General features: G+C 43.5%; 19 protein-coding genes and 1 tRNA gene. 11 read left to right on the top strand and 9 right to left on the bottom strand.

Going from position 1 to position 21,300, the window contains the following annotated elements; genetic code table 11:
• Positions 1-9: 9 nt before the first annotated feature.
• From tilS to NWP21_RS06535, 5 genes are all read right to left on the bottom strand, one after another.
• The gene (gene tilS / locus NWP21_RS06555; RefSeq protein WP_280792071.1) at positions 10-1,044 is read right to left on the bottom strand and encodes a tRNA lysidine(34) synthetase TilS; all 1,035 of its coding nucleotides are present in this window, start codon (positions 1,042-1,044) and stop codon (positions 10-12) included.
• Positions 1,045-1,093: 49 nt separating this feature from the next.
• Positions 1,094-2,152 (bottom strand): c-type cytochrome biogenesis protein CcsB, encoded by a 1,059-nt coding sequence (gene ccsB / locus NWP21_RS06550; protein WP_280792070.1) that lies wholly within the window; start codon positions 2,150-2,152, stop codon positions 1,094-1,096.
• A 151-nt stretch (positions 2,153-2,303) separates the two neighbouring features.
• Positions 2,304-4,031, bottom strand: coding sequence for a DUF3352 domain-containing protein (locus NWP21_RS06545; protein WP_280792068.1), 1,728 nt, complete (start codon positions 4,029-4,031; stop codon positions 2,304-2,306).
• Between the two features lie 184 nt (positions 4,032-4,215).
• Positions 4,216-4,854 carry a chorismate lyase gene (locus NWP21_RS06540; protein ID WP_280792067.1) on the bottom strand — a complete coding sequence of 213 codons (639 nt, stop codon included), beginning with the start codon at positions 4,852-4,854 and terminating at the stop codon, positions 4,216-4,218.
• 100 nt (positions 4,855-4,954) lie between these two features.
• Positions 4,955-5,035, bottom strand: a tRNA-Leu gene (locus tag NWP21_RS06535).
• Between the two features lie 332 nt (positions 5,036-5,367).
• Between NWP21_RS06535 and NWP21_RS06530 the strand changes: the two genes are divergently transcribed.
• Both NWP21_RS06530 and accC read left to right on the top strand, forming a co-directional pair.
• Positions 5,368-5,577 (top strand): hypothetical protein, encoded by a 210-nt coding sequence (locus NWP21_RS06530; protein ID WP_280792066.1) that lies wholly within the window; start codon positions 5,368-5,370, stop codon positions 5,575-5,577.
• A 98-nt stretch (positions 5,578-5,675) separates the two neighbouring features.
• Complete coding sequence (gene accC, locus NWP21_RS06525; protein ID WP_271730865.1) at positions 5,676-7,019, top strand: acetyl-CoA carboxylase biotin carboxylase subunit; 1,344 nt, start codon at positions 5,676-5,678, stop codon at positions 7,017-7,019.
• 93 nt (positions 7,020-7,112) lie between these two features.
• On the opposite strand, the gene NWP21_RS06520 is transcribed toward accC, so the two are convergent.
• Positions 7,113-7,406, bottom strand: coding sequence for a YggT family protein (locus tag NWP21_RS06520; protein ID WP_271730866.1), 294 nt, complete (start codon positions 7,404-7,406; stop codon positions 7,113-7,115).
• A gap of 200 nt (positions 7,407-7,606) precedes the next feature.
• Between NWP21_RS06520 and NWP21_RS06515 the strand changes: the two genes are divergently transcribed.
• The 4 genes from NWP21_RS06515 to NWP21_RS06500 all read left to right on the top strand — a co-directional run bounded on the left by NWP21_RS06515 (position 7,607) and on the right by NWP21_RS06500 (position 10,333).
• Positions 7,607-7,726, top strand: coding sequence for a photosystem II reaction center X protein (locus NWP21_RS06515; protein ID WP_200987310.1), 120 nt, complete (start codon positions 7,607-7,609; stop codon positions 7,724-7,726).
• A gap of 524 nt (positions 7,727-8,250) precedes the next feature.
• Positions 8,251-9,141, top strand: a complete 891-nt coding sequence (locus tag NWP21_RS06510; RefSeq protein ID WP_280792064.1) for a Ycf66 family protein — start codon at positions 8,251-8,253, stop codon at positions 9,139-9,141.
• 59 nt (positions 9,142-9,200) lie between these two features.
• Positions 9,201-9,752: a hypothetical protein gene (locus tag NWP21_RS06505; RefSeq protein ID WP_280792063.1), complete on the top strand. Its 552-nt coding sequence runs from the start codon at positions 9,201-9,203 to the stop codon at positions 9,750-9,752.
• Between the two features lie 50 nt (positions 9,753-9,802).
• On the top strand, positions 9,803-10,333 hold the full coding sequence (locus NWP21_RS06500; protein ID WP_280792062.1) for a Tol biopolymer transporter periplasmic protein: 531 nt from the start codon (positions 9,803-9,805) through the stop codon (positions 10,331-10,333).
• A gap of 21 nt (positions 10,334-10,354) precedes the next feature.
• Here NWP21_RS06500 and NWP21_RS06495 read toward each other — a convergent pair whose 3' ends face one another.
• Entirely contained in the window at positions 10,355-11,362 is a 1,008-nt protein-coding gene (locus NWP21_RS06495) for a succinate dehydrogenase/fumarate reductase iron-sulfur subunit (RefSeq protein ID WP_280792061.1), read from the bottom strand.
• A gap of 1,391 nt (positions 11,363-12,753) precedes the next feature.
• Here NWP21_RS06495 and NWP21_RS06490 point away from each other — a divergent pair.
• A complete protein-coding gene (locus tag NWP21_RS06490) occupies positions 12,754-13,185 on the top strand; it encodes an AbrB family transcriptional regulator (protein WP_271730873.1) in 432 nt (143 codons plus the stop codon).
• A 427-nt stretch (positions 13,186-13,612) separates the two neighbouring features.
• The gene (locus NWP21_RS06485; protein ID WP_280792060.1) at positions 13,613-14,437 is read left to right on the top strand and encodes a CPBP family intramembrane metalloprotease; all 825 of its coding nucleotides are present in this window, start codon (positions 13,613-13,615) and stop codon (positions 14,435-14,437) included.
• A gap of 154 nt (positions 14,438-14,591) precedes the next feature.
• Here the strand turns inward: NWP21_RS06485 and NWP21_RS06480 are convergent, their stop codons facing one another.
• A complete protein-coding gene (locus tag NWP21_RS06480; RefSeq protein WP_271730875.1) occupies positions 14,592-15,545 on the bottom strand; it encodes a heme o synthase in 954 nt (317 codons plus the stop codon).
• A gap of 342 nt (positions 15,546-15,887) precedes the next feature.
• Positions 15,888-16,871 carry a heme A synthase gene (locus NWP21_RS06475; RefSeq protein ID WP_271730876.1) on the bottom strand — a complete coding sequence of 328 codons (984 nt, stop codon included), beginning with the start codon at positions 16,869-16,871 and terminating at the stop codon, positions 15,888-15,890.
• 424 nt (positions 16,872-17,295) lie between these two features.
• Here NWP21_RS06475 and NWP21_RS06470 point away from each other — a divergent pair, with 424 nt between their 5' ends.
• From NWP21_RS06470 to NWP21_RS06460, 3 genes are all read left to right on the top strand, one after another.
• The gene (locus NWP21_RS06470) at positions 17,296-18,390 is read left to right on the top strand and encodes a cytochrome c oxidase subunit II (protein WP_280792059.1); all 1,095 of its coding nucleotides are present in this window, start codon (positions 17,296-17,298) and stop codon (positions 18,388-18,390) included.
• A 150-nt stretch (positions 18,391-18,540) separates the two neighbouring features.
• Entirely contained in the window at positions 18,541-20,235 is a 1,695-nt protein-coding gene (gene ctaD / locus NWP21_RS06465; protein ID WP_280792058.1) for a cytochrome c oxidase subunit I, read from the top strand.
• 65 nt (positions 20,236-20,300) lie between these two features.
• Complete coding sequence (locus NWP21_RS06460; protein ID WP_280792057.1) at positions 20,301-20,921, top strand: heme-copper oxidase subunit III; 621 nt, start codon at positions 20,301-20,303, stop codon at positions 20,919-20,921.
• Positions 20,922-21,300 lie beyond the last annotated feature (379 nt).

The raw sequence follows: 21,300 nt of genomic DNA, 5'->3' as shown, positions 1-21,300 counted from the left end.
TAAATAAGTTCAGTGGAGACGCGATTCATCTCGTCTATTATAGAGAGCGAGGCAAATCCAATCCCCTTGGACTTGGGCGATGGCACCCCCAGGAAATGGATCTGTTTGTGAACGGTTTGGTGCTATAATTAACGCTGTTAATTTTTCAATGTGTTCAAAACTCGGAGGCTCACTGAGAATATTTTGTAATATTTGTCTCATTACGCGACGTTGCAGCGCTAATGGTGCTTTCTCTAATACCCGCCGATTCAACCTTAAATCAGTCCAATTTCCTTCATTACTGCTGCTGTGCGCATCTGGTCTCCCTATAGCTTCTTCCCTTAACTTGTCAGCTGCTTGCTCTAAGTATTCCACTTCTCCTTGTAATAGTTCTGCTGTTTGGGCTAAGGCGAATTCTACTTTGGGATTGAAATTTGCTTGTAAATATGGGATTAATTCTTGGCGAATGCGGTTACGGGCATATTTGACATCTTGATTAGTGATATCTTCCCAGACTGGGAGATGAAAGTCTTGACAAAATTTCTCTGTTTGTTGGCGAGTAATTTCTAAAAGCGGACGAATTAGTAAAACATCTGCTGTGAGTGGTCTTTGCCAAGTAAGTGCTTGTAACCCATCAGCACCTGTGCCGCGAATTAAGTTGTAAAGTAGAGTTTCTGCGCGATCGCTGGCGGTATGTCCTGTAACAATATACTGGTAACTATTTCCTTGGGCGATGGCAGTTAAAGCTTGATACCGCCAATTACGAGCCGCCGCTTCACTCTTTAAAGGTTCCCTAGCTGTTGCTAAATAAAAGCATATACCCCAACTTCTAGCTAATTTTTCCACATGATGGGCATTAGCTTCAGAATCGCTACGCCAGCGATGATCACAGTGGGCGATCCCTAAATCCCATTCACCCTTGGGTTGTAAATCTGACAGTAACTTGATTAAACACAGAGAATCTTGCCCACCAGAAACCGCTACTAATAGTCTCTGATGACGCTCAAATAAGTGGCGCGAGCGAATCGTACGATGTATTTTTGCGTGTAGGGCAGTCCATACCATTTGATCTTCTGTTTTACCTCCTCCCTTAGCGGGAGGGGTTAGGGGATAATTAAAAAAACCAACCGTAAGAATGCAAACCTTTACCTAAAAGATTCACACCCAAATAGCAAATCCAGACGACCACAAAACCACTGGCGGCTAAAATGGCCGGGCGACGACCTTGCCAACCGCGAGTAATGCGGGCGTGGAGATAGGCCGCAAAAACTAACCAGGTAATTAACGCCCAGGTTTCTTTGGGATCCCAACTCCAGTAGGACCCCCAAGCTTCGTTAGCCCACACCGCACCGGCAATAATACCAATGGTAATTAGAGGAAATCCTAGTCCAATGACGCGATAGCTCATATTGTCTAAGGTTTCAGCCAGGCTCAAGCGCTGTGGTGATAGTAATTCCCCAGCAGTTACTACCTTGGCAGACTCAGTAACCGTGACTAAATTTAAAACCGCCGTATGACCGTTGCCATTGTTGTTATTTTCAAAGGGAGCAAAGCCATTACTTTCTACCGGGGGTGTTCCCAGTTGGGAAGTTAGCTCCCCTGCTTTATACAAGCGGTAGCCGTTACTGCGATAACCGCCATTACCTACAGAACTGCCTTGTAGTTGAATATTTTCACCGCGAGTCACTATGAGAAAGGCGATCGCTAGTAGTGATCCTACCATCAAAGCGGCATAACTCAACATCATTACACTGACGTGCATCATCAGCCAGTTGGACTTGAGAGCAGGTACTAAAGGTTCTGCTGATTGCATTTCTGATGGTAAGGTGAGAGCAGCAAAAGCAGTAATCCCCATTGCTACTGGGGCGGTAACAACTCCTACTAAGCGGCTGTGACTAGTGTTCTCCGCAAACAGATGCACTGCGGTAATACCCCACACCAAGAAAAATAGCGATTCATACAAATTACTGAGGGGAAAATACCCCGCTTCTATCCATCGCGCCCCTAGCAGGGTGGCTATACACAAATTGGCGATCGCCATACCCCCAGTCCCCAAAGTAGCAAGTGCGGGCAGATTGGGAAATGCAGCACCTCCCCAATACACCAGCATTGTGAGAAATAATACAGCAAAACTGGCATTGTCCAACCAGTTCTGGAGTTCAACCAGATTCATAAAGTGTTCTCCCCAGTTGATTCCTTAAAATAATCATTCTGACTGTTCTGATCCTATCGGCTTAGGAGACTCATTGGACATGCTTTTTAGTCCCCCTTGGTGCATTAAACCCTTGCTACCCATACTGCCAGCAAATCACCCTTGAGACTACCTAGCCCGTACCTTTTGTCTCACCTTTTTTCAGCATTATAAAAATTTCATAGCGCATACTGCGATCATCGCTGACAGCAGATGTTACGCCAATTGATTGTGTGGCATCTAGAAAAGTTTGTTGCTGAGGAAATACAGTGTTTAATGTGAAGTTTTGTACACTCCTTTCCATATCCAAGAAAAATCTTCCATTGGGATGGAGTTGTACAGGAACCGTTTCTTGAAATGTCGCACTACTAGCTAGTGTTTGATCAGGTTTAGGCATAATTTTATCTGTGATGGGAGCCCCCACTACCAAAAAAGCAATATCGTCATCTAACCAACCATGGGTAGCAGTTAACGTATTAAAGGGTGTAATCCAGTTAATAACCGGTTTACCTGCAACTGTACTCGGTTGAATCTGGAACTGATATTGGTTTTGCATCACCTCATCCAGCTTCTTCAAAGATGCTTCAGCTGACTTACGCAGGCTTTTCCCGTTAGAGGCATCTCTTGCTTGTACCATGAGTAACAACCCAGCTCGGAAATCCTGAGAATAATCTTCATTTGAGCTATTGGGAATCACCGAAACAGAAAACTCACCTCGCATCCAACTGAGAAAATCTTTATCTAAATCTAATCCGGTAAGTGACTTGACACCACCTCGCAATTGTTCCGGTGATATGGGCGCAAGAGGGTTTTTTTGTGATATTAAAACGTAGTCTGCCCACAAACTTTGTAAGTTTCTGTGAGACAGCATCATTAATGTGTCCGCAGGTAACCGGTTTTGCATGGTTTCGGCGGTCTTCTCCACTTTTAGCACACGCTGACTCTGAGAATTTCGCCACGAAATACCCCTGATCCTTATTCCTGCAGGTTCCAAAGTCAGAGACCCGGCTAAACCTTGGTTATTTTGCAGTTGAGTTAAAACTTGAGCAGGTAAAGGACTGTTGGGAGCAACAGCAGCTAGTCTGCCGGCTATTGGTACATTCAGATAAAACTGAGCAAAGGGGTGATGATCAGAAATTTTCCGCAAATTATCCCCAAAACCCTCTACTGTTGCTAGGGATGCTTTACCTTGATATGTATCAATGGCTCGTTCTGTGGCTTGCGGATCATCAGTGATGACTAGAAACCTTTGATCTACTAATGCGGCTGAAAGCTTTTCCCCTGATTGACTATCAGTTTGTCTAATGGTAATTCCTTGATAAGTATGCTCAGTCCATTTACCTTGTTTCAGCGTTTTGGGTTCTGCCAAGATGCTGTTGGCTGCTTCTAGGTTTTTGACCGGTAATACCATCACCATGGACTGTTGGGCTATAGCACCATCGCCATGCTTGTTTAAAGGTTTGATCCCTGGTTGAATTGTTGGGGGCGAGAGAATTGCTAGGGTGACTTGATCGCCTACCCAAGGGGCGATGTCTTTCTGGAACTCATAACCATTCTCACTCAAAAAGCGATCGCGCAACTGCACTAAATTTTTAGTGATTTCTGCTTGGGTTTCTTTTGTTCCCAACTCCTGTAATTGTTGCCATTGTTTGGGATCTGTGGTTAAAGAAACCGTAAACAGGGCATCTTGAGGGATAATATTTACACCCACTGGCAAACCGCTAGAAGATGTTTGCCTCTGGCTTAAAAACCAGTATGCTGCACTTCCCACACCAATTAAGAATCCAGCAGCCAATAGTGTCAGCAGCGCAGATGGTTTCTTAGTATGATTTTTAATCACAGATACAATAGGCAGCGTCATCGAAACCTATACCTCATCCTTTGCTAAATTGAGTAGACAAGTTTTTTGGGATGTTTCCTAGAAGGGAAATCAGTCATCCTCCTAGCACTTTGAAAGTATAGCTAACTTGAAAAAGCTGCAAGCTATCAGTATCCTCAGATGCACCGTCGTCACACAAATTATATTGATTTTGTATCCAATAATACTAACTTCCCGGCTCTAGCCCATTTGGGTAAATCAGTGTTGAACTGCCCAAATACTTGGTTAAACAAGGCGAAAAAACTTCATATATTAAAGTCAGGGGTCGTCCATGATGCCAAAACAAGTAATGACGACCCCAAAAAGGACCAGATACCCCAAAACCTGACTCTAGGGCTGCTGAATTACCATAGTAAATTCCCTGTATATCACGGTATAACTCTGTACGAATACGAGCAAGACTCGCCCAGATAGGTAGTGAACGATTTTGCAAAAATTCATCTACATGACTAGCTTCCCACCATGAGGTAGCATAACCCAATCGTTGACCCGATGCAGTACGTAACCATACCTGTCGCCGCAGTCGTGGCCCCGGCACAGCTTGAATTAATTCCGGCGCTTCATCTGGGTTCATGCCAATCAAAGACATATCAATCACATCCACTTCTGTCGGTTCTCCCGTCAGTAATTGTAAATGTCTTGTGGGCGATCCGTCACCTAAAAGTAACAATTGCCACGCTGGTGCTAACTGTGAGTGTGGCAAACTTTTTTGGATCACCTCTTCCCCACCTTGCCAAATTGGAGTGAGGGGATGCCATGCTGTTGGCAATGTTGAATTGTTCTTCCCTGTAAAAATTGCAGTCAATGTTCTTTACAAAAGTTCACCTACTTCTATAAAAGCACAAAAATTATGCTTGCAACAGTGAGTTGAAAACTACAGAGACAATTTTCTACCAAATAAAAAATGCGGATGGCGAGACTCGAACTCGCAAGGCAAAGCCACACGCACCTCAAGCGTGCGCGTATACCAATTCCGCCACATCCGCGTTGTTTGTACAGAAATAAACTATAGCACAAAAAAAATAAAGATAGTGAGAAAATAGTTAAATTTAGTAAAAGTCATCCAAAAATTAAGTGGAAGTAGACACAAATCCTGGGAAGGAGGATATATGACCGACAAATCTAGTGGCTTGATGAGTGAGATGCCAACTGCCCTCACAAAAGCCGAAGAGAATCCAAACTGGCAGATGCACAAATAGTAGTAAGTCAAGCTGTCAGAATCATCCTCGTTACCGCACTATGGAAATAGAAAGACAAGCCATCAATATTGAGAGAGTAGAAAAAGATTGGCTATTTTTGTCTATCTCAAAACTCAAAGGTGGGTCAAAAGTTCCTAGAATCAATCCTGTCATCATTTGAAACCCAGCGACAGTATTGTGGCAAATCCGAGAGGAGACAACAACTATCTACTGGTACTAACATCGAAACTGGTTGGGTGAGTGGGGACAATGAAAAACAAGTTTCTGTATCTAATCAGGATTGGAAACAGTTAGGACAGTTTAGTAAATCTAAAGTCCGGTTGATTTGACGCTCAACAGGATGAATTATCATGACGGTTCAAACCGCTTGCGTCGCTTCCCTCTCAGCACGCTTCGTGACTGAGTTTCCCGCATACCATGTATTTCTATGAAGTTTGACAAAATATTAATTGCCAATCGGGGGGAAATTGCCCTTCGCATTCTCCGCGCCTGTGAAGAAATGGGAATCGCCACGGTTGCGGTTCACTCCACAGTTGACCAGAATGCTCTCCACGTTCAACTTGCCGACGAAGCGGTTTGCATTGGCGAACCTGCTAGTAGTAAAAGTTATTTGAATATTCCCAACATTATTTCTGCTGCCCTAACACGTAATGCCAGCGCCATTCACCCTGGTTATGGATTTTTAGCAGAAAATGCCAGATTTGCAGAAATTTGTGCTGACCATCATATTGCCTTTATTGGACCGACTCCTGAAGCCATAAGGCTCATGGGGGATAAATCCACAGCTAAAGAAACCATGCAAAAAGCTTTGGTACCAACTGTACCAGGTAGTGATGGCTTAGTAGAATCCGAACAAGAAGGATTGCTAATTGCCAAGGATATGGATTATCCGGTCATGATTAAAGCTACTGCTGGTGGGGGCGGTAGAGGAATGCGTTTAGTGCGTTCTGAAAGTGAATTTGTCAAACTTTTCTTAGCAGCTCAAGGAGAAGCCGGAGCGGCCTTTGGTAATTCTGGCGTTTATATAGAAAAATTTATTGAACGTCCGCGGCACATTGAATTCCAAATTTTGGCAGATAATTACGGTAACGTTATCCATTTGGGCGAACGAGACTGCTCAATTCAGCGCCGCAATCAAAAGTTACTCGAAGAGGCTCCCAGTCCCGCACTTGACCCAGAACTACGAGAAAAAATGGGACAAGCTGCTGTCAGAGCAGCTCAGTTTATCAACTTTACTGGGGCTGGTACAGTTGAATTTCTTCTAGATAGGTCTGGTAAGTTCTACTTTATGGAAATGAACACCCGGATTCAAGTTGAGCACCCTGTAACAGAAATGGTCACAGGAGTGGACTTAGTTGCTGAACAAATCCGCATTGCCCAAGGGGAAAGACTAAGGATTACCCAAGACCAAGTAATCTTAAGAGGTCATGCTATTGAATGCCGCATTAACGCCGAAGACCCAGAGCATGACTTTCGCCCTGCACCCGGACGTATTAGCGGCTATCTTCCCCCAGGTGGACCCGGTGTCCGTATTGATTCCCATGTTTACACCGACTACCAAATCCCCCCCTATTATGATTCTCTGATTGGTAAATTAATTGTTTGGGGTCCAGACCGAGCTACTGCAATTAACCGCATGAAACGCGCATTGCGAGAGTGTGCCATTACTGGACTTCCCACTACTATTGGATTTCATCAAAAGATTATGGAAAACCCCCGATTCTTGCAAGGTAATGTCTACACCAATTTTGTCCAGGAGATGAACCTTTAGGTCTTGGGAAAATAAAAGAGGTTGGGGGCGGGGGTAAAGCAGTTAGTCTGGTGCTAAAATCTTTTACCCTCTTCCCACTCCCACTCCTATTACTTAATTCAAGCGAGTCATCATGGTGAGCAATCCTTGCTGACCGAGCAGAATTTCCCTAATGAGGCTGAGAATTCCCACCCAAAGAATAGGGGTAATATCTACCCCTCCTATGGGCTGCACTAGCTTTCGCAATGGCACTAAAAAGGGTTCAGTAGGCCAAGCTATCAGGTTAAAGGGTAAACGATTCAAGTCCACTTGTGGATACCAAGTCAGAATTATCCGGAAAATAAACAGAAATGTCATCAGTCCCAATAAAGGGCTGAGAATCCAAACAGTCAGGTTAACACCAGTCATTGGTTTGAGCTACTATCTGTGAACTAAGAAAGAATTTAGGCGAAAGCCAGCAAGGCTGCAATGTTTGAATGTTCTTGGTTCAATTTTAACGAATTCCAGGAAGGATACTTTTTTTCACTCACCAGTCAGGATGTTGCACTTTTTTGGTGAGACACCATATTAGAATTATGATCAAGTGTGTAAAAAAAAGGTTTAGAACTATGACGCCTTCATTAGCAAATTTTCTTTGGAGTCTGTTTTGGGGTGGTGTAATTGTAGTACTCCCTGCTACAGTTGGGCTGATTTTCATTAGCCAAAAAGATAAAATCCAGCGTTCATAATTCCTGGGAGAGTCGCTTTGACTCTCATAAAAATATCGCGGTCATCTGGAAAATCAGCGACTTTAGCCCGCAGAGGAAAGCCACTTGGTGGTTAAAACCACCGTGGTCTTTTCCGGGGAAAAGTAACCAGTAAGCTAGGCTTAGACTTTGGCCGACTGGGTAAACGGTGTTTGACGACCGTAGCGAGAGTAAGACTGTGGGGTTAGACCTAAACTTACTCTGTCAGCAGGATCTCAGTGTCTTTAGACCATCAGAGTGTCAACTAATTTGCATATTTTCTCAGCTAGGCATCTTGCGGGGCTGAATTATGCAAGTTAAATATGACGTAGCTTACCCAATTGCACCAACGGCAAACAGTCCCCCCACTGAGGACAAGCTATACTTTGACTAGCTGGCGATAAACAGCTTCAGAGCTTCTTTCCCAGAGGCTTTGAAGCTTCAATATATTGTTGATATTGTGCCTGATTAGAGTAGTGATTTTAATTGTGACTCGCTAACATAGATTTGATATTTGGAAAAGAACAATGGTAAATTTTGGGCTGAACTCAGCCAGCGTTCTGGCTCAGGTCAATTTTGGGACGAACTCAGCCAGTATTCTAGGAATTTTCCTGGCTGTGTCTGGGGCAGCACTGTATTTTCTCCGCACTGTCCGTCCAGAACTGTCACGAGATCAAGATATTTTTTTTGCAGCAGTGGGCTTACTCTGCGGGTTTATTCTCATTTTCCAAGGGTGGCGGTTAGACCCAATTTTACAATTTAATCAGCTGCTTTTAGTCGGATCAACTGTATTTTTTGCAGTTGAAAGTATTCGTTTGCGAGGTATAGCTACTCAACAAGCCAAGCGGAACACTCCTATTGTGGATGAGGAGCGAGAAGTAAGCAGAAGCTATTCCTACGATCGCAGGGGATATGAGGCTGAGGTAGAAGAAGACTTAGAACCCCTTCCCTATGAAGACGAAGAACCACCTGTGCGCCCTCGTATTCGGGGTAGCAGGGATACTCGTTCCCCCCGTGATGAATACTATGAGGAGCAACCACCTCGCCGCCCAGAACGCCGCAGTGGTAGGGAAAGACCAGAAACCACAGACAGAAAGCGTCGTCCTAGTTCTGTCCGTCCTGGGAGTCGCAGTCGTGAGAGTTTTGAAGCAGAAAATTGGAGTGCTGACAGGGAAGTTGATGATTGGGATACTTCAGGTACTGAAGGGAGAAAATCTTCGAGCCGTAACACTAATAGACCACCACGTCGGGAAACTCGCGACCAGGATGTCCCTTCCCGAACCAGAAAGCGCCGGCCGTCTCCAGACTCAAGTTCAGCTAGACCCATTGATGATGATGCAATACCAACTGAATACGTACCATATAACCCGATAGAAAACCCCAATCGGGAGCCAGATAATTTGACCGATTTGGATTAGGGTGTTATCTAATACGATTGGCTGTGCATTAGGTCTGGAGGCGATGGAAAATAATTGAGGTGAAAAGACTTACGCCTAGATTTTGGCTCCAAAGACCAATTCCTTGGAGCCTGGTTTTTAGCTTTGCTAGTTTATTGTTATCTTGCAGTAACAACGAAATACCCTTAGGGCCTACTTCCCTCAACAGTCGCTACACTGAAGAGCAACCTGCATTGAGTGGAAATGGTCGCTTTTTAGCATTTATATCTAATCGGAATGGTACTCACCAACTGTTGGTCTATGACTTGGAAGAACAACGGTTGGTTAGCATACCCGGTTTAAATAGACCAAGGACGATTACTGAAAATCCTAGCCTCAGCTATACCGGACGTTACATTGCTTATCTGACCAGTGACCAAGGTAGACCTGTTGTAGCACTTTATGATCGCGCTACGCAAAATTCACAAGTTATGACTCCCACTTATCGCGGCTGGTTGAGAAATCCGGGAATTAGCCCAGATGGACGTTATATTGTTTTTGAAACTGCTAGCCGTGGTCAGTGGGATATTGAAGTTTTAGACCGCGGACCAGATATTGAGTTAGATATTCCCAACGGTGCGAGTGTGAGATAATCATCCGTCAGGTAATTTATCTGTATTCATGAGCATTGACTAATGACGAAATGAATAATCGAACTATTTTTATACCTATACTTGTTGCTGGGTTGGGCTTATTGGCTGGCTGCGTGGGCTATCCTCGCTTAGTCAATTATCCTTTTGATCCTGGTGGTCGGAGTCTTAACAGTCCAGCTTCGGAACTAAATCCCCAAACTTCAGGGAGATATATTGTTTTTACGAGCGATCGCCGGGGTAGCCAAGATGTTTATATGTTCGATACACTAACTCGCACCCTGGTAGATTTACCGGGTTTAAATTCCTTCGATACCATCGCCTCTCATCCTAGTGTTGCTGAGAATGGTCAGTACATTGTTTTTGCGGCTAGTCGTCAGGGTCGATCTACTATTTTTCTCTATGACCGAGAAACTAGACAATCGAGAAATTTAACTAATAACTTGGCAGCAGAAGTCCGCAACCCTACGATTAGCGCTGATGGTCGCAGGATTGCGTTTGAGTATAGTAACAATGGTCAATGGGATGTTTTAGTTTATGAACAATCGGGACAAAGGTTGAATATACCTCAAGAGCCACGCTGAAAATAGAGACTGGGAAATTTATCAATCAGGGGTTTTCTTTTTCTTTTGTACAGATTCAATGAGTGATCGCACTTGTTGAGTACCTTGGGAAGGTTCAAAGGAAAGTGGGAATTTACCGCGCACTATCATTCGTAAACCAAGAGGTGCAAGACTCAGTAGTCCTTTCAGGTCCTGAAAGTAGTTACCAACCACTTGGATACCAAATTGACGTTCATCGATCCAACCACCTTCTTTCACCAAATCTACTAATACTTTGCGGTGGCGAATTGAGCGACTGTCTTGGGCTTGTTTGCGTTGCAGAATTTCCTGTTTAATTTTTGTGATTTGCTCCAATGGTGCTACCTCCATGGGACAAACTGAGTCACAGTAGAAACAACGAGTACAACCCCATACTCCTTTAGTTCCTTGGTTATAAGTTTCTAAGCGATTTTCGGTTTCACCATCACGAGAGTCAGCCACCATGCGATAGGCTTTGGCTAGTGCATGAGGACCAACAAAATCTGGATTAACTTCACGGGCATTACATTCAGAATAACAAGCACCACACATGATACAATTACCTGTCTGATCAAGACGCGATCGCTCCTGTGGTGTTTGTAAAAATTCCCTTTCCGGAACTTGTCGCGCCGCTGTACTTACATAAGGAGCTACTGCATCTAGATGATTCCAGAAACTAGTCATGTCAACGACCAAATCTTTAATTACCGGCATATTACCTAAAGGAGCTACTGTAATTTCCCGAATTGTGTTGGCGTTATTTTCCCCTGCAGGGATTTGTGGTAATCTAGCTAGCTCACTACCGACATTTTCCTTACAAGCTAAAGCCGAACGCCCATTGATTCCCATAGCACAGCTACCGCAAATTGTATTGCGGCAATTTTTGCGAAAAGCGAGTGTTCCATCTTGTTCCCACTTAATTCGATTGAGGCAATCCAAGATTGTATTGCCAGAATCTACCTGTAAAAGGTAAGTTTGTACAACAGGAGAGAAATTTTGTTGCTGCCGAATGATTTTAAATAAAACTTCCATTATCACCAACCACAATCTTCAAATTATATTGCCAGCCGCAGAAGTCGTGAATCAAGCCTGGTGGTTACACTTGAGCTATACTCTTGTTCACCCTAATGGCCAAGCCCAGTGTTAATAGGCTGCTCACACAAGAGCAACTGATTCTAGTTTAAGGATAACCATTCATATCTAATTTGTAGGGGTGCTACAACTGAGATTCTTGTCAACCTCTCAAATCAAAGGCAAATCATGTAGTTATGGTGGGGGGAACATTTAACCTAATTGTTTCACAGCAGAAGCATAAGTCGCTTTTTCAGGAGAAACAGCTAGGTTCATATCCTGCATAGTTAATATATCTAAACTCAATCCATTCATGTTTCTCAATATCTCTTGATGTTAAGAGTAATGGCAGCCATTGGCGCATAAAATCCCTAATCTAGTCGCAAAGGGATAGTTTTTTTGTGTATATGTCAGCGCTGAACCTGTGGGATAATATCGGGTGATAACCAGGTATTTGCAAGATATGGGAAAATTTATTCTTCCCCAAGACAGACGTATATAATCTCTATCCGCTGTTTGTCTCATGAGAATAAACCATCAGGACAATCGTCACTTAGGGGATATGTGTACAAAATCAAGTAAATTTGGTATTTTACTCAATTGTCAAAACTCCTCATCTAAATTTAGATGAATTTTTATAAAACTCTCGCTGCAATATTCAATAGGGCAAAAAGTCCGATGAATCCCACTTTTTGACTCCCCAAGGTTAGATATTTAGATTTAAGTTTTTAGTCGCAGTTCAATTAAAAACTAAACAATTATTTTGCTATTATTAGTTCATGCTAGTATTTAATATAAAATTACGAAGTAACAAATCCAGTACCAATAGCTGCATAAGCACCGCTAATGCTGATTTGTAAATTCGTAATGTAGAGACAAAAAAAATCACGTCTCTACAGGCAGAACAAAGGTGTATGTCCGTAAGAGCCTATTCAAATACCATGCTGTCTTGGGCTGGAGAGTCAGATTAGGGAAAACCTCATAACTCAAAGGCAATAAAGGCCAGCACTGAAAGTTGAAAGCCAGCAATTTATTTGGTCTACGACTTATTTTTAGTCGCACTCAAATAACTTGTTCAGGTGGCTGAAAGTGACACTGCTACAGTAGCGCCAACACATAAAATCAATTGATTTCCCATGGTGATTTCTGGTGAAAAGTGCCGTAAAATCCCTGAAATCAATGTTTGTGGACACCATGACCTCTAGTCTGTTGTGGGTGACCATAATATAGGCGCTTGTAGCTCAACCTATAAACAGGAATTTATCCCTCACCCCAGAGTCATGAGTAGTCAAATACTGGCATGAGACAACTTTGTTTATCAGTTTGGAGAGAGTAAGGAAAATTTGAGCGTAATGACTGAAACTGCAACCGCACCATTAACTGGAAAAGCATTGCTTGCTAAAGTGAAAGAATTATCTAATTTACCACGCCGAGAAAGAGCCAAGCAGTGCGGATATTACACCGTTACTAAGAATAATCAAGTTCGCGTCAATCTCACAGATTTTTATGATGCTCTGCTATCGGCTAGAGGAATTCCTCTGAGTCCCGAAGCACCTAAAGATGGTCGTGGTCGTGAACCGACATATCGTGTCAGCGTTCATCAAAACGGTCAAATTGTGATTGGTGCTACCTACACTAAGGCAATGAACTTAAAGCCGGGTGATGAGTTTGAAATCAGACTGGGATATAAACATATCCACTTAATTCAACTGGGAGAAAGTGATAAAAAAGTGACTTCAGTAGATATAGACTCAGAAGACTCCGATGAAGATTTGGAAGAGTAAGTTTGCCCATGGTATGAATAAGTTAACAGTCAAGGCTTTATCGAAAAAATGGGTTTAAAACCCCGTTGTTCTACGACGGCTTTTCTTGATTCTTGCAAAAAAACTTGCCTAAAAAAACAACAAAAAGCTAAAATGCAATAGTCGGCATGGGGCATCGGCACGACTTTAAATGGACAGAGAGTGACTATAAGACTGCTTCGGCAGCGAGTTACTGTGAACTGTCAAGAATCACCGATAGCGTAGCGTGGCGTAAGCCATACTTCAAGATCGGTGAGTATGTCAAAACTAATTCGTACCACTACAGCCAAGCGCTAATTCTCTTTGCTTGAACTTTGTAACATGGGAACAATACGATTAGACCCCTTGCACAAGTGACAAACTCTAGTAGAGTCTTGATTAACAAGCAGGAAGTCTATCGTGTTTTTTTATGTCTATTTTGATAAAAATATCCAATAGCGTAGCAGCATTTATACAAGATGCATCAATGCTGGTTATGGTGATGACATTTTTTATTAGCTGGATAGGGTGCTGGTTACCAATAGCAGCAGTCATCGCCATCAGACTGAATTGGCAACCTACCAAAGCTTTACAACCGGAACAAAAGTTACCCTTGTTAGTGCCACTTTACTTATTAGCGCCCCTGGTTCTCTGGGTAGTGACTTGGCTATCCCATAAATCTTTTTCAGATTATGGCTTGGTGGCCAGTGTTTCCCTGCTCAGTTCCCTAGGGCTAGGTTTCGGTTTGGGAGTATTGAGCCTAGCAATGATGTTTACGTCCCAATTCTGGCTTGGCTGGTGCTATTTAGAAAAATCAAATATTAAGTTTATACCATCGATTTTATTGATAGCCTTATTAGTTGGGGGCATAGAAGAGTTAGTTTTTCGTGGTTTCTTGTTAACTGAATTGGAGCGTGATTACCCACTGTGGGTAGCAGCAACAATTTCCAGCTTAATTTTTGCCCTTCTGCACTTAGTATGGGAACAACGGGAAACCAAACCCCAAATTCCTGGATTATGGCTGATGGGAATGATGCTGGTATTAGCCAGGATTACTGATGGGGGCAGTTTGGGTATAGCTTGGGGATTACATACAGCATTAGTATGGGCGATCGCGACCATAGATACAGCACAACTAATTAGCTATACTGGGAAAGCCTCAGAATGGTGGACTGGTAAAAACAAAAAACCCCTGGCGGGGGTTGCGGGAATTATTTGTGTGTTGGGAACAGGGTTAATTCTGTGGGCATTGTGATAAATAGCACACAATATCGTCATCAATCCTAATTTAAAAGTCAGATTTAGATTGACCAGTGCATACAAGCTGAGAGTCTGACAAGCAGAATAGATGATGGTGGGTTAGCGATTACTAACCCACCATCAGATTTTTGGGAATTGTACCCCATTCTTTAACTGATAAAATGCAGCTGGGTGATGATCATAGTCATGAGATTATGGGTAATCGGGAGACTATCTATCACCATACCCAAACATAACAGCATCATGTAAGAGATGGAATAGAGAAACAACTCTCTAGCCACAGTGCGATCCTCTGGACTGTGTAACAAACGCCAAGATTTGTGAACAAATAATCCTCCCAGACTGAGGGCGATCGCCGCATAAACAAATCCACTAGCGTGCAAAGGATAAACAAGTAAGATAGTAGTACCAACGGTGACCAGTGTATAGTACCAAATCTGCTTGACTGTTGCCATATCACCCTCAACCACAGGTAACATTGGGATACCAACTTTTGCGTAGTCATCCCGAATCATCAGCGCTAACGCCCAGAAATGGGGAGGTGTCCATAAAAAAACTATGGCAAAAATTAACCATGCTGCCCAGCTTAAAGTCCCTGTGACAGCCGCCCAACCAACTAAAGCGGGAATTGCTCCAGCCGCGCCACCAATGACAATATTTTGAGTGCTGTGGCGTTTTAACCAGTGGGTATAGACCAAAACATAAAAGATAATGCCGGAGAATGCTAGAGAAGCAGCGAGTAAATTGGCGAATACTGCGAGTAGGGTGAAAGACATGACCGCCAGAGCGATGGCAAAAATCAGGGCATCACGGGGCTGGATCTTACCAGAAGGGATAGGACGATGACGCGTCCGCTCCATATCATAGTCAATATCCCGGTCATAGATACAGTTAATGGTTTGGGCGCTAGCGGCTGCCAAAGTACCACCAGTAAGAGTTACTAACAGCAACAATGGATCTACTTGTCCCTGAGCAGCAATCCACATACTTCCAGCCGTGGTAATCAGCAGCAAGGGAATAATCCGCGGCTTTGTGAGTTGGTAGTAGCTTTGGATGACTTGGAGAAATGTTTGGTTTTGGCGAGAGACATTAGTCTCAATCATGTTAGCTCTTGTTCCTTATTTTTCAACAACTTTTATGCAGCCCCTGCTCATACTGAGTTGACATTAAAAATAGTTACTGATACTCAGGGAAGACGAGGAAGATGAGGAGGATGGAGAAGATCGGGAAGATTGTGATCAGGTTCCCTGATCTTTCCTGGCTCCCCCATAAACCCTTGTTCAGACTAGCTAGTGAAAGTTGAGACTTTTCTTGGGCGTGCAAGCAGTTTTGGTTTTTATGGTGTTACCACTTCTAATAGCTGGGGGTTGTTGCTAGATGTGATGGCAATTTGATTTCCTGCCGTGGCAAGCTACATAGCAATGGGGAAACGAACCCGAATTAAGTTATGCATTGGTTCCATTTATTGGTGTACTGATAACATTCGCTGTTGAAGCAACAGGGTAAGCATTGATTTCACGGGCCATAGCCGAGTCGCGTAGTGCCAGAACTGTAAAAGCTACTAAAGTACCAAGCAAAGCCGCCCCGACAGTTTGGTGAGAAACTGTCAAAAGCTCGACTTGGAGATGTAATCGGAAAGTGGCAACTCCTAAGAAGATTTGTAACATCAGCAACCCACCGGCCATAGTTGCCAATCGCCGCAAAGCTGGATGGAGTGCTGGCGTGCGCCAGGATATGAATACCACTGCCAAAGTAGCTACAGTAGGCGGTACCAAGCCAAAAATATGGCTATACATCACATTACAAAGCTGAGAATCACCAAAGCATTGGTGTAAGGCCCAGCGAGACCCTACTAAAGCGCCTAGTATACTTTGCAGATAGACAAAAATAACGGCACTCAAACCCAACCAAGGTAACTTACCAACAGTTCCAGTTCCTTGATAAGGAGTGAGCGCGATGCCAACAACCAGTAGGGTAGTGAAAAATAACAGCGCCGTTCCCAAATGGGCAGTGACGATATCAAACCGCAACAGTTGGGTAACGGTAAGTCCTCCCAAAATCCCTTGGAAGACGATTAAAAATAGGGCAAATGTCGATGCCCAGGGCAGCCAAGTGGGTAAGCAACGACGATACCACCAGGACAACCCAGCCAGGGCTATGGCGCTCAAACCAATTAACCCTGCATCCAATCTGTGAAACCACTCCAAGAAAACTTGAAGATTCATTTGTCTAGTGGGCACCAATTCCCCATAGCACAATGGCCAGTCCGGACAAGCCAGCCCAGCATTCATCACACGGGTGGCACTGCCTATGGCCATCAAAATCAAGGTGGCTATGCAAATTTTCCACACCAAGCGACGAATTAATTCCTGGGGCTTTCGCTGCTCGGCGGCCGCTTCATTTTGTTGTTCTAGGACAAATTCATTCATGAACAGTACCTTCCGCCCGCTCTTGGTTGAGCTGCCGTTAAATTTTCCAAGTTTGAGTACCAATCTATCTACACCCTAACCTATGCAGCCGGGTGGAAAAGATTGGCTTGCACTTATACTTTGGATCACTCTAGCTAGTTTTAGCCGAGCTTTAGGTATTTTTTAATTTGTTAACGATTAATAATTATTGATTAATTTTACCAATCTGAAATATTTATGGGATTTCACCTAGCATTGACACTAAGCTATGTCTAGCCATAAATGTATAAAAATCTCTAAAATAGATATGTGATGCTCAAAACTATGAACTTAGTTGGAAAAATTAATAAAATCTTAAAACCATTAGACTCCAGATTTAATTGCCTGAACTACCTTAGTAAGTGGGTAGCATAGAGATAACGTAGTAAATTCATTTAAGTAAACCGTGAAGATTCCAAGTTCCATCTGGACACTACTAATTGGCATCGTACTAACGCTATCGAGCCTTTGGTACGGTCAAAATCACGGTCTGTTGCCAACAGCAGCCACAGACGAAGCCGTTTTAGTGGATGGTCTGTTTAACACGATGATGATCGTTTCCACAGGTATATTCTTACTTGTGGAGGGTATTTTGATCTACTCGGCAATTAAATACCGGCGACAGGCCGGTGACCTTGAAGATGGACCACCAATTGAGGGCAATGTGCCTTTAGAAATCCTCTGGACAGCCATACCAGCCATTATCGTCCTCGGTATTTCTGTTTATAGTTTTGAGGTATATAACGACATTGGCGGCTTTGATCCCCATTCTGTTCATGAAGCGCCGATGACTCAGGAGTCTATGACAATGCCGGGGGCTGCGATTGCCGCAACTTTAAGCGATACACCCCCCAGCACAGGGGGGAACCGCAATCAAGAACAGTCTGAGGAGGCAATGCAAGACCCAGCCACAGCAGCAGTCCGTAATGCTGACCAAATTCCCCAAAAGCGGAATGCGCCCGGTGTAGGTAGTGTCGCTCCCACTATTGGGGGAAGTCCCGAAAAGGCTGGTCTACCACCAGAATTACGGGTTAATGTGACTGGTTTACAATATGCTTGGCTTTTCACCTATCCTGATACAGGGGTGACTACAGGTGAGCTACACCTTCCAGTAGGTCGGGAAGTGGAAATCAACATGACAGCCAATGATGTTATCCATGCTTTCTGGGTTCCAGAGTTCCGCCTCAAACAAGATGCTATCCCCGGTAGACAAAGCGAAATTCGGTTCACTCCCAGATTAGCTGGTACTTACGACCTGATTTGTGCCGAACTTTGTGGCCCTTACCACGGAGCAATGAAAACCCAAGTAGTAGTAGAAACCCAACAAGCCTATGAAGCTTGGATGCAAGAACAATTGGTTGCTAGTAGCGAAACCCTAAACCAAGCCGTTGCTGTTAATCCTGCTGATTTGTCCGCAGATGAATTTCTCAGTCCTTACACTAGGGATATGGGTATACAGCCAGAGATGCTACATCATATGCACCAAAAGATTGTTGAGTAAACAGTGCGGCTAGCTGAGTCAGGATTTCATCCCTCACTAAGCACATAAATTCATGGTCATTCAATCCATACAAACAAGTCAGGAAAGCGAAGAAAGTCATTTTACTAATGACTAATGACCAATGACTAATGAGTAATGACTAATTAACTTATGACACAAACTCAGTTAGAAAAAACTGCCAATATTCCGCCTCATATAGAAGAACCACAAGAAAGACATTGGCGAGACTTTTTTGGTTTCAGCACCGACCATAAGGTAATTGGGATTCAATACCTAGTTACATCCTTTGTTTTCTACTGCATTGGCGGCGTGATGGCTGACTTGGTGCGGACAGAACTACGTACCCCAGAGGTAGATTTTGTCAGCCCGGAAATTTATAACAGTTTATTTACACTGCACGCCACAATCATGATTTTTTTGTGGATTGTGCCAGCAGGTGCAGGATTTGCTAACTATCTCATTCCCCTGATGATTGGGGCTAGAGATATGGCATTTCCGCGCTTGAATGCTGTAGCTTTTTGGATGATTCCCCCTGCGGGTGTGTTGCTGATCGCTAGTTTAGCCCTGGGTGATGCGCCTGATGCTGGATGGACTTCCTACCCTCCTTTGAGCTTGGTAACAGGCCAAGTGGGTGAGGCTATCTGGATTATGAGTGTGCTGCTATTGGGTACATCCTCGATTTTGGGAGCCATTAACTTTATTGTTACCATCCTGAAGATGCGTGTTCCCAGTATGGGCGTTCATCAAATGCCTTTGTTTTGTTGGTCAATGTTGGCCACTTCTGCTTTAGTGTTGCTATCTACACCAGTACTAGCCGGGGCGCTGATTCTTCTGGGCTTTGACTTGTTAGCAGGAACAACATTTTTTAACCCCACTGGCGGGGGGGATCCGGTGGTTTACCAGCATATGTTCTGGTTTTATTCTCACCCGGCGGTTTATATCATGATTTTGCCTTTCTTTGGGGCAATTTCGGAAATTTTGCCGGTTCATGCCCGCAAGCCAATTTTTGGCTATAAGGCGATCGCCTATTCTTCTCTGGCTATCAGTTTCTTAGGGCTAATCGTCTGGGCGCATCATATGTTTACCAGTGGTGTCCCCGGTTGGTTACGAATGTTTTTTATGATCACCACCATGATCATTGCTGTACCCACTGGGATTAAGATCTTTGGTTGGTTAGCAACTATTTGGGGTGGCAAAATTAGCCTCAATAGTCCCATGATTTTTGCCATGGGCTTTTTAGGAACCTTCGTGATTGGCGGGGTGAGTGGTGTAATGTTAGCCGCAGTCCCCTTTGATATTCACGTTCATGATACTTATTTTGTAGTGGCACATTTGCACTACGTTCTGTTTGGTGGTAGTGTCTTAGGAATTTTTGCCGCTATTTATCACTGGTTCCCAAAAATGACGGGACGGATGATGAACGAATTTTGGGGTAAAGTTCATGCTGTTTTAACCATTGTCGGTCTGAATATGACCTTCTTACCCATGCACAAACTGGGTCTGATGGGGATGAACCGCCGTATTGCCCAATATGACCCAAAATTCACCTCCTTGAATGAAATCTGCACCTACGGCTCTTATATTCTGGCGATTTCAACATTACCCTTTATCATCAATGCCATTTGGAGTTGGTGGTATGGACAAAAAGCTGGTGATAATCCTTGGCGGGGACTGACCTTAGAATGGACCACCACCTCACCACCAGCCATTGAGAATTTCGAGAAACTCCCGGTCTTAGCTACAGGCCCCTATGATTATGGCGTAGGTAAGAAAGAAGTGGATATTCAGCAGGTGTTGAGCCTCAAACCTGATGAACCATATCCCACCATTGAGTCTGGCGTTTAACAGTAGGGCGTAGGGGTATAATTCCCTATTCCCCATTCCCCGTTAATTTACATCTTTAAAGATTCATGCAAAGTCAAACAATTGACCCAGGGAAAACTCAACTGAATCATCATCCTGCAACAGCCCATACTGATCATGAAGAACATCCAGACCTGCGCCTATTTGGCCTAGTGATGTTTCTGGTTGCTGAAGGAATGATTTTTCTGGGGATGTTCGGAGCTTATTTAGCTTTCCGTGCTACCTTACCAACATGGCCTCCAGAAGGAACGCCAGAATTAGAACTCTTGCTACCCGGAGTCAATACCATCAATCTAATTGCTAGCAGTTTTGTCATGCACAATGCTGATACCTCCATCAAAAAGAATGATGTCAAGGGTATGCGTATTTGGTTGACAATTACGGCTGTGATGGGTGCTGTTTTCTTGATGGGTCAGGTTTATGAATATGCCCATCTGGAATTTGGTTTAACAACTAATTTGTTTGCCAGTGCATTTTATGTTTTAACTGGCTTCCATGGTCTGCACGTTACTATTGGCGTTTTGGCTATTGTTGCGGTATTGTGGCGATCGCGCGTTCCTGGTCACTATAGTAACGAAAAGCATTTTGGTATCGAAGCCGCAGAAATCTATTGGCACTTTGTAGACGTAATTTGGATTATTCTGTTCGGATTACTCTATTTACTTTAAAGACTAATTATCACTGCACCAAAGTTACTCAATCAGCCCCTAGATAGGGGTTTTTTTGATCAAGTTTGGCTTTCGACGACATAAATAAACAGCACAGTTGAATAGGTTTTTTGATAAAAAAGACATTTGATCAATCACCCCAAACCACTTGTTATTTCCTTTGATTATGTGTCGTTCAACTAATCGCATTCTGACTCCAGGCATTTAAGAATGCACTTGTGTTTTTCTTTTCCTTCTTCTTATATCAATTTACATTGAAGTTGCATATAATAGAGATATGAGGGTTAAGTGAGACAAGACAAAAATGGCACGTCAGCTAAAAATAGAAATTACCGAAAGTGCAGACTATCTGGAGAAAACACTAAAACAGACAAGAAGT

The organism is Anabaenopsis sp. FSS-46, assembly GCF_029891665.1.
Classification (GTDB): Bacteria; Cyanobacteriota; Cyanobacteriia; order Cyanobacteriales; family Nostocaceae; genus Anabaenopsis; species Anabaenopsis arnoldii.
Note: the sequence above shows the minus strand (reverse complement) of the source record. Positions and strands in the feature narration are given on the sequence as shown.

Bases quoted from the DNA above. Each gene is read 5' to 3' on its own strand.
- tilS (WP_280792071.1), bottom strand. From the start codon at position 1,044: ATGGTATGGACTGCCCTACACGCAAAAATACATCGTACGATTCGCTCG.
- NWP21_RS06490 (WP_271730873.1), top strand. From the start codon at position 12,754: ATGACTGAAACTGCAACCGCACCATTAACTGGAAAAGCATTGCTTGCT.
- NWP21_RS06520 (WP_271730866.1), bottom strand. From the start codon at position 7,406: ATGACTGGTGTTAACCTGACTGTTTGGATTCTCAGCCCTTTATTGGGA.
- NWP21_RS06485 (WP_280792060.1), top strand. From the start codon at position 13,613: ATGTCTATTTTGATAAAAATATCCAATAGCGTAGCAGCATTTATACAA.
- NWP21_RS06460 (WP_280792057.1), top strand. From the start codon at position 20,301: ATGCAAAGTCAAACAATTGACCCAGGGAAAACTCAACTGAATCATCAT.
- NWP21_RS06500 (WP_280792062.1), top strand. From the start codon at position 9,803: ATGAATAATCGAACTATTTTTATACCTATACTTGTTGCTGGGTTGGGC.
- NWP21_RS06475 (WP_271730876.1), bottom strand. From the start codon at position 16,871: ATGAATGAATTTGTCCTAGAACAACAAAATGAAGCGGCCGCCGAGCAG.
- NWP21_RS06495 (WP_280792061.1), bottom strand. From the start codon at position 11,362: ATGGAAGTTTTATTTAAAATCATTCGGCAGCAACAAAATTTCTCTCCT.
- accC (WP_271730865.1), top strand. From the start codon at position 5,676: ATGAAGTTTGACAAAATATTAATTGCCAATCGGGGGGAAATTGCCCTT.
- NWP21_RS06545 (WP_280792068.1), bottom strand. From the start codon at position 4,031: ATGACGCTGCCTATTGTATCTGTGATTAAAAATCATACTAAGAAACCA.
- ctaD (WP_280792058.1), top strand. From the start codon at position 18,541: ATGACACAAACTCAGTTAGAAAAAACTGCCAATATTCCGCCTCATATA.
- ccsB (WP_280792070.1), bottom strand. From the start codon at position 2,152: ATGAATCTGGTTGAACTCCAGAACTGGTTGGACAATGCCAGTTTTGCT.
- NWP21_RS06515 (WP_200987310.1), top strand. From the start codon at position 7,607: ATGACGCCTTCATTAGCAAATTTTCTTTGGAGTCTGTTTTGGGGTGGT.
- NWP21_RS06510 (WP_280792064.1), top strand. From the start codon at position 8,251: ATGGTAAATTTTGGGCTGAACTCAGCCAGCGTTCTGGCTCAGGTCAAT.
- NWP21_RS06480 (WP_271730875.1), bottom strand. From the start codon at position 15,545: ATGATTGAGACTAATGTCTCTCGCCAAAACCAAACATTTCTCCAAGTC.